This window comes from Pseudomonas sp. 5.2, from assembly GCF_059025405.1.
Genome location: NZ_JBYBHH010000001.1, coordinates 382,381 through 396,124, shown reverse-complemented (window position 1 = coordinate 396,124; position 13,744 = coordinate 382,381). Strand labels below are relative to the sequence as shown.

General features: G+C 59.1%; 12 protein-coding genes and 1 tRNA gene. 5 read left to right on the top strand and 8 right to left on the bottom strand.

Going from position 1 to position 13,744, the window contains the following annotated elements; all coding sequences use genetic code 11:
* Positions 1-45 precede the first annotated feature (45 nt).
* From AC5PZ0_RS01755 to imm45, 4 genes are all read left to right on the top strand, one after another.
* On the top strand, positions 46-4,635 hold the full coding sequence (locus AC5PZ0_RS01755) for an RHS repeat-associated core domain-containing protein (RefSeq protein ID WP_493854169.1): 4,590 nt from the start codon (positions 46-48) through the stop codon (positions 4,633-4,635).
* Between the two features lie 2 nt (positions 4,636-4,637).
* Positions 4,638-5,102 (top strand): hypothetical protein, encoded by a 465-nt coding sequence (locus tag AC5PZ0_RS01750; protein WP_493854168.1) that lies wholly within the window; start codon positions 4,638-4,640, stop codon positions 5,100-5,102.
* A 97-nt stretch (positions 5,103-5,199) separates the two neighbouring features.
* The gene (locus AC5PZ0_RS01745; RefSeq protein WP_493854167.1) at positions 5,200-6,177 is read left to right on the top strand and encodes an RHS repeat domain-containing protein; all 978 of its coding nucleotides are present in this window, start codon (positions 5,200-5,202) and stop codon (positions 6,175-6,177) included.
* The gene (gene imm45, locus AC5PZ0_RS01740; protein ID WP_493854166.1) at positions 6,178-6,498 is read left to right on the top strand and encodes an Imm45 family immunity protein; all 321 of its coding nucleotides are present in this window, start codon (positions 6,178-6,180) and stop codon (positions 6,496-6,498) included.
* A gap of 233 nt (positions 6,499-6,731) precedes the next feature.
* On the opposite strand, the gene AC5PZ0_RS01735 is transcribed toward imm45, so the two are convergent.
* The 8 genes from AC5PZ0_RS01735 to AC5PZ0_RS01700 form a co-directional block, all read right to left on the bottom strand.
* Entirely contained in the window at positions 6,732-7,058 is a 327-nt protein-coding gene (locus AC5PZ0_RS01735) for a transposase (RefSeq protein WP_493854165.1), read from the bottom strand.
* A 320-nt stretch (positions 7,059-7,378) separates the two neighbouring features.
* A tRNA-Gly gene (locus tag AC5PZ0_RS01730) sits at positions 7,379-7,454 on the bottom strand.
* Between the two features lie 63 nt (positions 7,455-7,517).
* On the bottom strand, positions 7,518-8,078 hold the full coding sequence (gene pgsA, locus AC5PZ0_RS01725; protein WP_027592792.1) for a CDP-diacylglycerol--glycerol-3-phosphate 3-phosphatidyltransferase: 561 nt from the start codon (positions 8,076-8,078) through the stop codon (positions 7,518-7,520).
* Positions 8,079-8,111: 33 nt separating this feature from the next.
* The gene (gene uvrC / locus AC5PZ0_RS01720; RefSeq protein WP_027592793.1) at positions 8,112-9,935 is read right to left on the bottom strand and encodes an excinuclease ABC subunit UvrC; all 1,824 of its coding nucleotides are present in this window, start codon (positions 9,933-9,935) and stop codon (positions 8,112-8,114) included.
* Positions 9,936-9,940: 5 nt separating this feature from the next.
* Positions 9,941-10,579 carry a response regulator transcription factor GacA gene (gacA, locus tag AC5PZ0_RS01715; RefSeq protein ID WP_027592794.1) on the bottom strand — a complete coding sequence of 213 codons (639 nt, stop codon included), beginning with the start codon at positions 10,577-10,579 and terminating at the stop codon, positions 9,941-9,943.
* 63 nt (positions 10,580-10,642) lie between these two features.
* The gene (locus tag AC5PZ0_RS01710; RefSeq protein WP_027592795.1) at positions 10,643-11,032 is read right to left on the bottom strand and encodes a helix-turn-helix domain-containing protein; all 390 of its coding nucleotides are present in this window, start codon (positions 11,030-11,032) and stop codon (positions 10,643-10,645) included.
* A 121-nt stretch (positions 11,033-11,153) separates the two neighbouring features.
* Positions 11,154-11,585: a GNAT family N-acetyltransferase gene (locus AC5PZ0_RS01705; RefSeq protein ID WP_493854164.1), complete on the bottom strand. Its 432-nt coding sequence runs from the start codon at positions 11,583-11,585 to the stop codon at positions 11,154-11,156.
* Between the two features lie 13 nt (positions 11,586-11,598).
* Positions 11,599-11,985, bottom strand: a complete 387-nt coding sequence (locus tag AC5PZ0_RS01700) for a DUF488 domain-containing protein (RefSeq protein WP_027592797.1) — start codon at positions 11,983-11,985, stop codon at positions 11,599-11,601.
* Between the two features lie 128 nt (positions 11,986-12,113).
* On the opposite strand from AC5PZ0_RS01700, the gene AC5PZ0_RS01695 reads away from it, so the two are divergent.
* Positions 12,114-13,730: an inorganic phosphate transporter gene (locus tag AC5PZ0_RS01695; RefSeq protein ID WP_493854163.1), complete on the top strand. Its 1,617-nt coding sequence runs from the start codon at positions 12,114-12,116 to the stop codon at positions 13,728-13,730.
* Positions 13,731-13,744 lie beyond the last annotated feature (14 nt).

Below are 13,744 nucleotides of genomic sequence, written 5' to 3'. Positions count from 1 at the left end.
CCAACCCAGGACAACACCTCTCAAATCGTTTGGAGCTCACAACTCATGGCGCAGATCGTTCACGCCGCCCGGATGGGCGACGACATACTGCATCCCTCCCTTTTCGCCGAAATGGTCAGCGCGGTCGCCGAGGCCGTCGTTTATGCCGCAGCCACCGCCGCCGTGGCGGCCGCTGTAAGCTTGGCCGTTGTCGGTACTGTCGCAACCGGCGGCGCAGCAGGCATCGCCATCGCCGCAGTTGCTGGGGTGGCGGTAGGTGCGATGAGCACCCTTTCGGTCAGTGAAGGACAGACTGTAGGCGATGCCATCTCAAGCTTTTGCGATAGCCTTGGCAACAGCGTGGACGCACCCGACCCCTACGGAAAGATCGAAAGCGGGTCAGGCAATGTGTTTATCAACAGCAAGCCCGCCGCACGCGCGGCCGGTATCACTGGCCCCCCTGGAGGGGGAGCGTCTGATGCCGAGCAGGCGGAACCCTCGATTCTGGAGAACGTGGGTTCCATGGCCATGGCGGCGGTGCCCTACCTGCTCCCGGTGGTGGGGCTGGGCATGGCGATACGCGACATCTTCAATCCGCCTGTCACTACACCCAAGGACTCAGGCTCGGAATCCAAGGAGGAGGACAAAGTTTCATGCAGCCGTCACCCGCCTCTGCCCGAAAACCATATCGCGCAAGGGTCAAACAAGGTCTTCATCAACGGCCAGCCCGCCGCGCGATCGGGTGACAAGACCACCTGCGACGCCACGATCGATGTGAATGAGAAGGTATCGCCGAATGTGCGCATTGGCGGCGGGACGGCGACGGTTCGGGATATTCGCAATGGCAAGAGCAAGATTGCGATGTTCACCGGAATAATTGCGGGAATACTCATTTCGCGGCGGATAAAGTTTCGGCCTCGGCCGCTGAAGAGCCTGTTCCCCTTTTCCCTGTTCCGTCGCTGCAAAGGCAACCCTGTCATCGTCTCGACGGGTAGCAAAGTCCTGGGTGGTCCGGAGGATATCGACTTCAACCTGCCCGGGCTGCTGGATATTGAATGGGCACGCGGCTACGACAGCAACGACACCCGCGCTGGCGGCCTGTTTGGCATGGGCTGGAGTGTGCCTTATGAGGTCGAGATCGTCCGTGTGCCGCACCCGCAAGGCGGGCAGCTATGGGTCTACATTGACGAGGAAGGCAACCGCCTGGAACTGGGTCGGCTCACGGCCGGCGACGCCTTCGTCAGCGCCATGGACGGCATGGCCTTTTTCCAGCTTAAGGATGGCCAGACCGTTGTCGAAGACATCCACGAAGGGCGTTACCGGGTGTTTGATGTTGACCCGCACAACCCCGATCGTTCACGCCTGATCCGGCTCGGCGACCGCAATCTCAATGCCGTGGATGTGCTGTACGACCAGCACGGTCGCTTGCACGCGCTATATGACAACTACGGTCAGACAATTGTGCAGCTTCACCATGACCGGCAGCACCCACAGCGGGTCAGCTCGGCTTCACGTGTGTGGCTCTCGGCAGACGCAAAACACATCGAGCGCACCGAGCAACTGGCCAGCTATCGCTACACCGACAATGGTCAGTTGCAGGCAGTGCTGGACGCAACCGGCCAAGTCGTGCGCCGCTTCACCTATACCGCCGAGGGCTACCTTAGCAGCCACCAGCTCGCCAGCGGTGCTATCCGCCACTACGAGTGGTCACGTTTCACCATCCCATGCAAACGCCCTACGCCCATGCGTGCCGATGGCTCGCCGTATCACCTGCCGCCCCTGCTGGAGCCCCAGCCCAGCCACGAGTGGCGAGTGATACGCCATTGGGGAAGTGATGGCGAAGCATACCGCTTCGAGTACGACCTGGTGGGCGGGCAAACGCGCGTAACAGACAGCCTCGGCCGCCAGGACCACTACTACTGGGGGTCAATGTATGAGGTGTACAAGTACATCGACCCCCTCGGCAACTGTTGGCAAGAAGAAATCATTGCCGGCCAGCTGATCAGCAGCACCGACCCGCAAGGCGGCGAGTGGCACTACCGCTACGACGATATCGGCCGCTTGGTCGAGACACGCGATCCGTTAGGACGAAGGGAACACATTAAGTACCTGCCGCATTGGGCATTGCCGGTTCAGGTTACCGACGGCGCTGGGCACTCGCACCATTACACCTACGACACACACGGCAACTTGCTGTCAGAAGAAGGCCCCACAGGCCTCAAGACCCACTATCAATACAACCCGGAAGGTCGCGCAATACGTGTCACGGATGCACTGGACAAACACAAGTACCTGGGCTGGAACACACGAGGCCAGTTGCTCAGCTACCGCGACTGCAGCAACAGCCAGACTCTGTGCCACTACGACACGCGCGGCTACCTGCGTGAAACCGTCAATGCCCGGGGCGAGCACACTTACTACCGCTACGACGCACGTGGCTATCTTACCGAAAGCGAACGCCCCGACGGTCGTCTCGACCGCTACGACGTCGACGCTGCCGGGCAACTGACGCGTTACACCAACCCGGCAGAAAAGCCCATGCAGTTCCGCTACGATCCCAGTGGCCGGTTAGTCGAACGCACAGATTGCATGGGCTACAGCATCCATTTCCGCTACGACGCCTACGGCCGCCTGCTGCAACTTACCAATGAAAATGGTGAGGCCTACCACTTTAAGTGGGATGCCCTCGACCGGTTGGTGGCCCAGCAAGACCTGGACGGCAGCGGCCGTGCCTACGCCTACAACCCGCTCGGCGAAGTCACTGCCGTCACCCACTACCCCTCGCCCCACGAGCAGCCGCCGCTCGGCGAAGGTTCGCTTCAGGATCAGCACCTGCCGATCCAGCATGCTTACGAGCGTGACGCCCTGGGCCGGTTGCTGCGCAAGACCACCGACGACGGCACCACCGACTACCGCTACGACGCCGCTGACAACCTTCTGTGTGTCGCCTTCACTAACAGGCAGGGCGAAAAGCAGCAACTGGACTACTGTTACGACAGCCTGGGGCAACTGCTGAGTGAGGCCACCAGCGGCGGCCTTTTGCAGTACCGTTACGACGCGCTAGGCAACCTGCAAACCGTCACGCTGCCTGACCTGCGCGAACTCAATCACCTGTACTACGGCAGTGGCCACCTGCACCAGATCAACCTGAACGGTCGGGTGATTTGCGATTTCGAGCGAGACAGCCTGCACGGAGAGGTACTGCGGACCCAGGGTCGCTTGAGCACTCGCACCCGTTACGACAAAAGCGGGCGTCTGAGCAGTAAAGCGTTGCACTACCGCGATGCGCCGCTCGAAGTGCTGCCCCTGCTGGAAAAGCACTACCGCTATGACACCTGCGACAACCTGATCGCCGAACTGCTGACCCAGACCCAGCACCAAGGGATGGGCAAGACCGGCAATGAAGAGGTGGGGCATGTCGAGCAAGTGATTGGCTGTTTCCACGACCTGCCCTACAGCGGCAGAAGCTACACCGCCAAAAATCTCTACGGCTACGACCTCAACGAGCAGTTGCAAACCGTTCAACAGGTACGCCCCGCCTGGCAGGCGACACAAGTTGAGGACTTCAAATACGACAAGGCCGGCAACCTGTTCGACGGGCCGAAGCTCAACGGCCTGATCAAGCACAACCGCGTTCTGGTCTATCAGGACAAGCGCTACCGATATGACCGCTTTGGCCGTTTGAGCGAGAAACGTACCGGCGGCAACCGCATACAGCGCTTCACGTATGACGCCGAGCACCGCCTGGTGTGCGTGGAACAAACGCGGTCCGGGGATGTCGAGCGCATTGTGTTCGGCTATGACCCGCTGGGGCGAAGGATCAGCAAGGCCGTGTACAAGCCAGGCATTGCCGAGCCGGTACGCCGTACCCTGTTTCACTGGCAAGGGCTGCATTTGCTACAGGAAGTACAGCGTGGCATGCCCAGCCTCTACGTCTATGCCAGCCCGGGCAGCTATGAACCGCTGGCCCGAATCGACGGGAGGCCGGGCCAGGAAGAAATGCAATATTTCCACACCAACCTGGCCGGTCTGCCCGAGCAGTTGACGGATGAACAGGGGCATACGCTGTGGCGCAGTGATTATCGCGGTTGGGGGAACACAAGGGACGAGTGGCACAGTCCACGACAAGAGCGCGAGCAGAACTTGCGGTATCAGGGGCAGTACCTTGACCGGGAGATAGGGCTACACTACAACACGTTTAGGTTTTATGATCCAGAAGTTGGCTGTTTTACAACATGTGATCCGATAGGACTTAACGGGATCACTAACCTATACACCTATGCTTCAAATCCGACAGTATGGATTGATCCTCTCGGCCTAGCACCTAAAGCACCATTATCTCTGCCCGACGGATATCGTGCTAGAATTGACAGATTCAACCTTAGTGGCGGGGCCTCATTCGAAGTTCATGTATACGCCCCTAATGGAAAAGAGATTGGGATTTATGGGCCTAATGGATTTTTCAACAAGCATGGGCATCATGCATCTGCCATTCAAGTACCCAGCAGCGTGTCGCGCACGCTAAACGGAATAGCTGTTGAAGAACTTAGAAAAAACGGAAAGCTACCAATCAAAGGTGCACCAAATGGAAAAAAATCAATCCGCGAATATACAAACTCGATAAAAAATGCCGGAAAATCAGGGTGTGACTTGTAATAATGAAGATAATAAAATTAATCAAACAAAAAGATGGATATACACTTGATAGTAGCTTGTACGCCGCCTACGCGGAAAGCGTCAGGCACAAAGTCGAAAAGCATATTTACTCTTTCATGAGTAATGACTGGCACTATAACACGCAAGATCATCGTTGCCTTCACGACGCCAAGCTTATATCTTTCACCACTACTGAATTCGAGGAAAAAGAAGCAAGCAACTGCAAAATTGAGATTTCACTTCAAGGGGCCTACGGAAATAAAATCTCCCTTTTTTACACCAATGTGACCAGCTACTATTGCAAAAAAACCAAAACCCAGTGGCCAAGCGAAACCTCAACACACGGAGATCTCCTGATAGATGAATTGCTAGTCAATAAAAACGGCACTTTGACCCACGAACTGATATTTGAGGACGCCAGGATAATAATAAAATTTCTCGACCTAACTTACCGCCACGAACATTAATTATGTATATTTTCTAGCTATTCACCAGCTAGTCGGCGAGTGGAATGAAAAATAAAAACCATGTCATGACACAACAAAAAATCTACCACTTTTGCCGTTGGACGAGAAGCGTATCGGCAACAATCGGAGGCAGCGCTTCTCGTATGACGCCCAGCACCGGCTGGTGTGCGTGGAACAAACCCGGTGCGGGGATGTCGAGCGCATTGTGTTCGGCTATGACCCGCTGGGGCGACAGATCAGCAAGGCCGTGTACAAGCCAGGCATTGCCGAGCCGGTACGCCGTACCCTGTTTCACTGGCAAGGGCTACGGCTATTGCAGGAAGTGCAGCGAGGCCTGTCGAGCGTCTATTTCTACGCCAGTCCGGACAACTACGAACCCCTGGCAAGGATCGACGGGAAGCCGGGGCAAGAGGACCTTCAGTACTTCCATACCAACCTTGCGGGGCTGCCCGAGCAACTGACGGATGCGGACGGAGAGACACTCTGGCGCAGTGATTATCGTGGATGGGGTACATCGCGGGACGAGTGGCACAGCCAGCGGCAGGCGCGGGAGCAGAATCTGCGGTATCAGGGACAGTACCTTGACCGGGAAACTTGCCTGCACTACACCACATTTAGATATCTTGATCCGCAGATCGGACGATTTACACAGTGCGATCCGATTAGCCTAAAAGGCGGGATTAATCTTTACCTATACGCACCAAACCCCCTATTGTGGATTGATCCTTTCGGATGGTCACCTTGCAACTTACTGCCGAATGGAACTCAAGTACTCGAATTTGAAAGAGCCCTTTCTAAACTCCCTGCGAATGAGCGAGTAGCACTGATTAGGGAGATGGCCAGCAGTGTTGCTAGCGCGCGCAACTGGAAGAGAGCAACCAAGATTGAGAGATTCAACCGAGGCAGAACGATTTACACGGATGGAAAACACTACTACTCCATAGATACTCAGCAAGGACGATTCGAGCAGTCTAGCTTAAAAAATGGCAAGCATGTGGATGAAGTTGACATGAGTCTAAAGCCCATATTAAATTCCCTTGACCCTAGTGGCGGACATGACCTGAGAGTAAAATAAATGAACAAATTGATTGAACACACTGAAGGCATTGTATCAAATGGAACCATCTTACGCTTCCCTGCTAAATGGCCATATGAAGACACCGTAGATTTAATGCTTACCAGCATACCCGATGATGAGTCCGAATTCGGACTTGTCGTGACCACAGGGCAAAAGGCGGGACTAATTTTAGTTAGACTCCCTGCTGAATGCGAGTCACAGTTAGGGCGAGGTGTTCGCCTTGAGTGGCTGATAGCTAACTGGGAGAAATGGATATATCCAGAATGTAATGTTTCTAAAGTGCGCCTCCTGGAACACTATCCTGCTGCAAGCATATGAACACGACCCAGACCCGAAGCCAAGCTGCTTCGTGACATAGAGGATCCTATGCGGCGTAAGCTTGATCGCCAGCGCATCTCACGGCAGCGTGCATAGCTTAGTCAACTGGTGCGGTGTTTCAGAAATACCACTGAAAATTAACTGCTCAAAACTCGTGCCGCGCGGGTGACTGAGGCAAGGATGTCCTCGGCCTTTTTATGCCACCGATATGGCTTCGGGCTTTGGTTGTAGGTTTACAGGTAGTGCTCGATCGACGCTTCAAGCTCCTTGACGCTGACATGGGCCTGGCGCTTGATCCACCTCTCGCTCAGCGTTGAGAAAAATCGCTCAACCAAATTAAGCCATGACGCCGAAGTCGGCGTGAAGTAGATGTTGTAGCGCGGCCTCCCCGCAAGCCATGCCCTGACCTTTTCGATTTTGTGTGTTGCGTAGTTATCCATGATCAGGTGAATCGGCATCTCAGCAGGAACTGATGCGTCGATTTCCCTCAGGATGCGAGGAATTCGGTGCTTCGATGCTGGCGCGATGACTTCACCGATTAGGGCAGCGATGGCGATCAACAGCGGCTCCCCAAGACTACGACTCACACAACCTCTGTCGTTTTGATTGAGGGTAACCTGGCTTGACCGAGCGAACAGGGGCAGCCCGCCCTCGGCTTCAGTGGGCAGAAAAAATCCTGATTAGGCATGAAGCCATGCACACATGTAGTGCCCCGGGACGGCGTTACGGCCCGCTACCACAGTCCGGCGCCCGAGCAAGCCAGCACCTACAAGCACAGGACAAACCCCACAGCGCGCACCAAACGCCAAATCCCAGGCACAAAAAAAGAGGCCCTAAGGCCTCTTCTTTGTGATCCCAGCGACGCACTGAGGATCGAATTTGGAGCGGGAAACGAGACTCGAACTCGCGACCCCGACCTTGGCAAGGTCGTGCTCTACCAACTGAGCTATTCCCGCGTCGTGATGGGTGCCATTCTAGCGATATCTAAAACGCCGTCAACCCCTTGATTCAAAAAAGTTTTATTTTTGTTCCGAGCCTTCGCGCAAGTGCGGCCAGGCGGCCAGCAGGTAATGCGCCATCGACCACAGCGTCAGCCCTGCCGCCACCAGCAGCAGGCCGTAACCCAGAATCACCCACATCGTCACCGCAGGTGGGTTGCCCAGCAGAATGACCAGCGCCAGCATCTGCGCCGCGGTCTTCCACTTGCCGAGGTTGGACACCGCCACGTGGGCCCTCGCCCCCAGTTCGGCCATCCACTCGCGCAGCGCCGAAACGACGATCTCGCGGCCAATGATCACCGCTGCGGGCAAGGTCAGCCAGAAGTTGGCGTGTACCTGCACCAGCAGCACCAGCGCCACGGCGACCATCAGTTTGTCCGCCACTGGGTCCAGGAAGGCACCGAACGGCGTGCTCTGCTGCAGGCGACGCGCCAGGTAGCCGTCCAGCCAGTCGGTGGCGGCGGCAACGGCAAACACACTGCTGGCGGCCATATAGCTCCAGTGATAGGGCATATAGAACAGCAGAATGAAGATCGGGATGAGCAGGACGCGTAGAACGGTGAGCAGGTTTGGAATATTCATCGGTACGACTGGCTGCGGGTTGAGCCCGGCATTCTACTCGCTATGCAGGCTGGCATAAATCGACTCGGCAAGCTTTTTACTGATGCCGGGGGCTTTGGCGATCTCATCGATACTGGCGCGGTTGAGCTCTTGCAGGCCGCCGAAGTGTTTCAGCAGGTCGCGCCGGCGCTTGGGGCCGACCCCGGCCACGTCTTCCAGGCTGGACACGCGACGGGCCTTGCCGCGGCGGGCACGGTGGCCGGTGATGGCGAAGCGGTGGGCTTCGTCGCGGATCTGCTGGATAAGGTGCAGCGCCGGTGAGTCGCCCTTGAGGGTGAACTCGTGGTGCACGTCGTTGAGGTACAGGGTTTCGAAACCGGCCTTGCGGGTCACGCCTTTGGCCACGCCGAGCAGGGTCAGGTCGGTGAAGGCCAGCTCCTGCATCACGTCGCGGGCCATGTTCAACTGGCCTTTGCCGCCGTCCACCAGCAAGACGTCGGGCAACTTGCCCTCGCCGTCCTTGATGCGCCCGTAGCGGCGGGTCAGGGCCTGGTGCATGGCGGCGTAGTCGTCACCGGCGGTGACGCCTTCGATGTTGAAGCGGCGGTAGTCGGACTTGATCGGGCCTTCGGGGCCGAACACCACGCAGCTGGCCACGGTGGCTTCGCCGCTGGAGTGGCTGATGTCGTAGCACTCCAGGCGCTGCGGCACTTCGTCCAGGCCCAGCACCTGGGCCAGGGCCTCGAAGCGCGCGGCCATGTGCTGGCGGTTGGCCAGGCGGGCGTTGAGGGCCTGTTCGGCGTTGGTCACGGCCAATTGCTGCCAGCGGGCCCGAGTGCCGCGCACTCGGTGGGTGATGGTCAGCTCGCGGCCGCGTAGGGTCTGCAGTGCTTCGCTGATGGCTTCGAAGTCTTCGTGCACCACGTTGACGATGAGTTCGCCTGGCAGCTCACGCTCGGCGTTGCCCACGTAGTACTGGGACAGGAACGCGGCCATGACTTCAGCCACCTCCTCCTCGATGCCCACCTGCGGGAAGAAGTTTTTGCTGCCCAGCACCCGGCCGCCGCGCACGCTGATCAGGTGCACGCAGGCGCCACCGGGGTTGACGAAGGCCGCGATGACGTCGACGTCGCCGGTACCGCCTTCGATGTACTGCTGGTCCTGCACGCGGCGCAACAGGGCGATCTGGTCGCGCAGTTCGGCGGCCTTCTCGAAATTGAGGGCCATGGCGGCCTTCTCCATTTCGGCGTTGAGCTCATTGCCCAACTGTTGGCTGCGGCCTTCGAGGAACATCACCGAGTGGCGGATATCGTCGGCGTACTCGTCTTTATCCACCAGGCCGACACACGGCCCTTTGCAGCGTTTGATCTGGTACTGCAGGCACGGCCGGGTGCGGTTGGCGTAGTAGCTGTCTTCGCACTGGCGCACCGAAAAGGCCTTTTGCAACAGGCTGAGGCTTTCGCGAATGGCGCCGGCGCTGGGGTACGGGCCGAAGTAACGGCCCTTGGCTTTTTTTGCACCGCGGTGGATGCCCAGGCGCGGGAAGTCGCCGTCAGACAGGAAGACATAAGGGTACGACTTGTCGTCGCGCAACAGGATGTTGTACGGCGGCCGCCATTCCTTGATCAGGTTCTGCTCCAGCAGCAGCGCCTCAGTCTCGTTGGCGGTGATGGTGGTCTCGACCTGGGCGATACGGCCCACCAGCGCGGCGGTCTTGGGGGCCAGGCCGGTTTTACGGAAATAGCTGGCCAGACGCTTCTTGAGGTTTTTGGCCTTGCCCACGTAGAGCAGCCGCGCCTCGGCGTCGAACATACGGTAGACGCCCGGGCGACCGCTGCAGGTCGCCAGGAACGCGCTGGCATCAAAAGCTTGGGGCATGAGGTTTACAGGCTTGCGTCAACCATACCGTGGCGAACGGCCAGCAAGGTCAGTTCGACGTCGCTGGTGACCGAGAGTTTTTCAAAGATCCGATAACGGTAAGTATTGACGGTCTTGGGCGAGAGGCACAACTTGTCCGAGATGATCTGCACCTTCTGGCAGCCGACGATCATCAAGGCGATCTGGATTTCCCGCTCGGACAAGGCGTCAAACGGCGAGCCTTGCGGCTGGAACGACTTCAGCGCCAATTGCTGGGCGATTTGCGGGCTGATGTAGCGCTGGCCGGCAAAGGCCAGGCGAATGGCCTGGACCATTTCGTCGAGCCCGGCACCCTTGGTCAGGTAACCGGCCGCGCCGGCTTGCAGCAGGCGCGTGGGGAATGGGTCTTCCTCGCACACGGTGACCGCGACCACCTTGATGTCGGGGTGGCTGCGCAACAGTTTACGGGTAGCCTCCAGGCCACCGATGCCCGGCATTTTCACGTCCATCAGGACGACGTCCGGCTTCAGTTCCCGGGCCAGCTTCAGCGCCGCCTCCCCTGAATCCCCCTCACCCACCACCTGCAAGCCGTCGATGTCGGCCAGCATGCGTGTAATACCGGTTCGTACCAGATCGTGATCATCGACCACTAACACCCTAATCAAGCACACACCTCGTCTACAGGGCGATTGGATCCCGCCACCTTAACAAAATTTTTCATGGCGGGCCTAACGCAAAACTTCTGTCAGATAGGCCTGACGGCCAAGTGTGAAAGGCCTCACTGTTTCGCGGCTTTTAACCTCACCTGACAAACGCCCCAGCAAGTGCCAGAGCGCTGCTTGATCGGCGAGCGGCAATTGCCGAAAGGCCCCCAGCAATTCGGCCTCATCCTGGGTCATGTTTTCCAGCGGCGCCGGGGTGCGCACACCGCTGAGCACGTAGAGGGCATCCACGCCATGGGCGGCCACTGCGGCCAGGTAATCGGCACGCGGCGTGCGTTCGCCACTTTCGTATTTACCCTGGGCATTGGGCTCGACTCCGCCAATGTCACCAAACACCCGCTGGGTCATCCCCAACCGCTCACGTTCTTCCCGCAGTCGCGGACCGAATCCATTCATAGGGTGCATCTCCTTAGTCCCTAGACATCATCCAACGCCGCTCACCTTCCTGTAAGCAGCTGTAAATCCCTGGGTCCACTATGCCCATGGTCACCGGCCACGACAAGCCATCACTGAGCTATCAGTCGATTGCGCGCTGCATGCGCACGAAGCACTCATCCTCGCCCATTTCGACAAAGCCCCTGCGCTGATACAACTGCCTGGCCGGGTTGCTGCGGAACACCATCAAACGCAGCAGTGGCAGGCGCCGCTGCTGCGCCCAACCGGCGAGCGCCTCCAACACCCAACTGCCGATACCGCGCCCGCGGTGCTCGGGCAGCAGGTGCAACTCGCGAATGAACAGTGCCTGGCGGTCTTGGCTGAGGCTGCAGTAGCCCAGCACCGTGTCACCTTCCATCACCAGCCATTGCTCGCGCCAGCCCCAGGCCTGATCGAAGGCGTCTTCGAGCCACAACAGGTCGAACTCACGGTAGTACGGCAGCATGGCCCGGCGCGTAAGGTCGCGGGCAAAGGTGCGGTGGGCGTCGGTGGCAGGTACGAGGTTCATGGCCATTATTGTGCACTGCTCAGGTGGCGTAGCACACCGGCGAGCTGCCTGGGCCACGGCGTTCCAGCTCATCCTCCAGCCACTCGGCGAGCACCTGGGCATTGTTGTGCTCGGTGTTTTTGGCGGCATAAAGCAAGGTCAGCGGCCCTTTGGCCGCCAGGTCCAGCAGTGGGTACCAGTGCTCGGGGTGGGCGGCCAGCTGTTGCTGGTAGCGCTGGGTGAAACCGGCAAAATCCACTTCACCCTGGTGAAACGCCCTGCGCAATTCGTCCGAAGGTGCCACCTCGCGCAACCATTGGCCCTGCAGGTCTTCCTTGCGTTTGTTGCGCGGCCACAGGCGGTCGACCAGCACGCGCTGGCCATCTTCGTCGGCGGCTGCTTCGTAGACACGTTTGCAGCGGATCATGGCTTTCTCCCGGATTTACCGTCTGTCTTGAGCCTAGTGAATTCATTGACCGAGGTCACGGACCGGTCACGAATTGCTCCTAAGCTCACAGCCTTCGGCACCTTCGCCCGACGCCAACCGGAGCCCCCATGGCAACCCCGTCCCTGGCCAGCCAGCCGCCACTGGCCCAACGCGATTCCCGCCCGCAGCTGTCCCACAAGCCCGGGCGTGCCACCTTGGTTTTGTTCTTCGGCCTGCTACTGGCAGGCATCGTCTACACCGCCTGGAGCCTGAAACAGGACGTCAGCGCCAGCGGCACGGTGATCACCACCGTTACCCCCTTCCTGTTGTTGGGCCTGGCGCTGCTGATTGCCCTGGGCTTCGAGTTCGTCAACGGCTTCCATGACACCGCCAACGCCGTCGCCACGGTTATCTACACGCACTCTTTGCCGGCACCGGTCGCCGTGGTCTGGTCGGGGTTATGCAACTTCCTGGGGGTGCTGCTTTCCAGCGGCGCGGTGGCCTTTGGCATCATTGCCTTGTTGCCGGTCGAGCTGATTTTGCAGGTAGGTTCTTCGGCCGGTTTCGCCATGGTCTTCGCCCTGCTGCTGGCCGCGATCATCTGGAACCTGGGCACCTGGTGGCTGGGCTTGCCGGCGTCCTCCTCGCACACGCTGATTGGCTCGATCATCGGCGTAGGCGTGGCCAATGCGCTGATGCATGGGCGGGACGGCACCAGCGGCGTGGATTGGACCCAAGCCAGCAAGGTGGGGTATGCCCTGCTGTTTTCGCCACTGATCGGCTTTGCCTGCGCGGCCCTGTTGCTGCTGGCGCTGCGCGCGCTGGTCAAGCGCAAAGAGCTGTACCAGGCGCCGGAAGGCCAGACGCCGCCACCGTGGTGGATCCGTGGCGTACTGATCCTGACCTGCACCGGGGTATCGTTTGCCCATGGCTCCAACGATGGGCAAAAAGGCATGGGGCTGATCATGCTGATTCTGGTCGGCACGCTGCCGATGGCGTATGCGCTGAACAAGACCATGCCCAGCGAGCAGGCCCTGCAGTTTTCGGCCGTGGCCGAAGTGACGCGCCAGGCCCTGGTGCGCCATGACCCGCAAGCGGCGCCCGCAGACCCGCGCCAAACCTTGACCGCGTTCATCGCCGAACCCAAGCCCAACCCGCAACTGGTACCGGCCCTGGCCGCCCTCACCGGCATGATCGGCGAAGAGGTAAAGGGTTACGGTTCGCTCAAGCGCGTGCCGGCCGAAGCCATGGCCAACGTGCGCAATGACATGTACCTGACCAGCGAAGCCATCCGCCTGCTCGACAAGCACCAGCTGACAAACTTCGATGCCGACACCCGCAGCCATGTGCAACTGTTCAAGACACAGCTGGACGATGCTACGCGCTACATTCCCCTGTGGGTCAAGGTGGCCGTGGCCATCGCGCTGGGGCTTGGGACCATGGTCGGCTGGCGACGCATCGTAGTGACAGTGGGCGAGAAGATCGGCAAGACCCACCTGAGCTATGCCCAAGGCGCATCGGCGGAGGTGGTTGCGATGTGCACCATCGGGGCGGCCGACATGTTCGGGCTGCCGGTCTCGACTACCCACGTGCTGAGCTCGGGTGTGGCCGGGACCATGGTCGCCAATGGCTCGGGGATTCAGAAGCGTACGTTGATCAACTTACTGATGGCCTGGGTGCTGACCCTGCCCGCGGCAATGCTGCTGGCAGGTAGCCTGTACTGGCTTCTTAACCAGATTTTCTAGGCTGCAATAAAGAA

What these genes read in the sequence shown, in the direction of transcription:
- AC5PZ0_RS01710 (WP_027592795.1), bottom strand. Translation starts at nt 11,032, where the DNA reads ATGAATGGATTCGGTCCGCGACTGCGGGAAGAACGTGAGCGGTTGGGG.
- AC5PZ0_RS01750 (WP_493854168.1), top strand. Translation starts at nt 4,638, where the DNA reads ATGAAGATAATAAAATTAATCAAACAAAAAGATGGATATACACTTGAT.
- AC5PZ0_RS01705 (WP_493854164.1), bottom strand. Translation starts at nt 11,585, where the DNA reads ATGGCCATGAACCTCGTACCTGCCACCGACGCCCACCGCACCTTTGCC.
- AC5PZ0_RS01695 (WP_493854163.1), top strand. Translation starts at nt 12,114, where the DNA reads ATGGCAACCCCGTCCCTGGCCAGCCAGCCGCCACTGGCCCAACGCGAT.
- AC5PZ0_RS01700 (WP_027592797.1), bottom strand. Translation starts at nt 11,985, where the DNA reads ATGATCCGCTGCAAACGTGTCTACGAAGCAGCCGCCGACGAAGATGGC.
- uvrC (WP_027592793.1), bottom strand. Translation starts at nt 9,935, where the DNA reads ATGCCCCAAGCTTTTGATGCCAGCGCGTTCCTGGCGACCTGCAGCGGT.
- pgsA (WP_027592792.1), bottom strand. Translation starts at nt 8,078, where the DNA reads ATGAATATTCCAAACCTGCTCACCGTTCTACGCGTCCTGCTCATCCCG.
- imm45 (WP_493854166.1), top strand. Translation starts at nt 6,178, where the DNA reads ATGAACAAATTGATTGAACACACTGAAGGCATTGTATCAAATGGAACC.
- AC5PZ0_RS01755 (WP_493854169.1), top strand. Translation starts at nt 46, where the DNA reads ATGGCGCAGATCGTTCACGCCGCCCGGATGGGCGACGACATACTGCAT.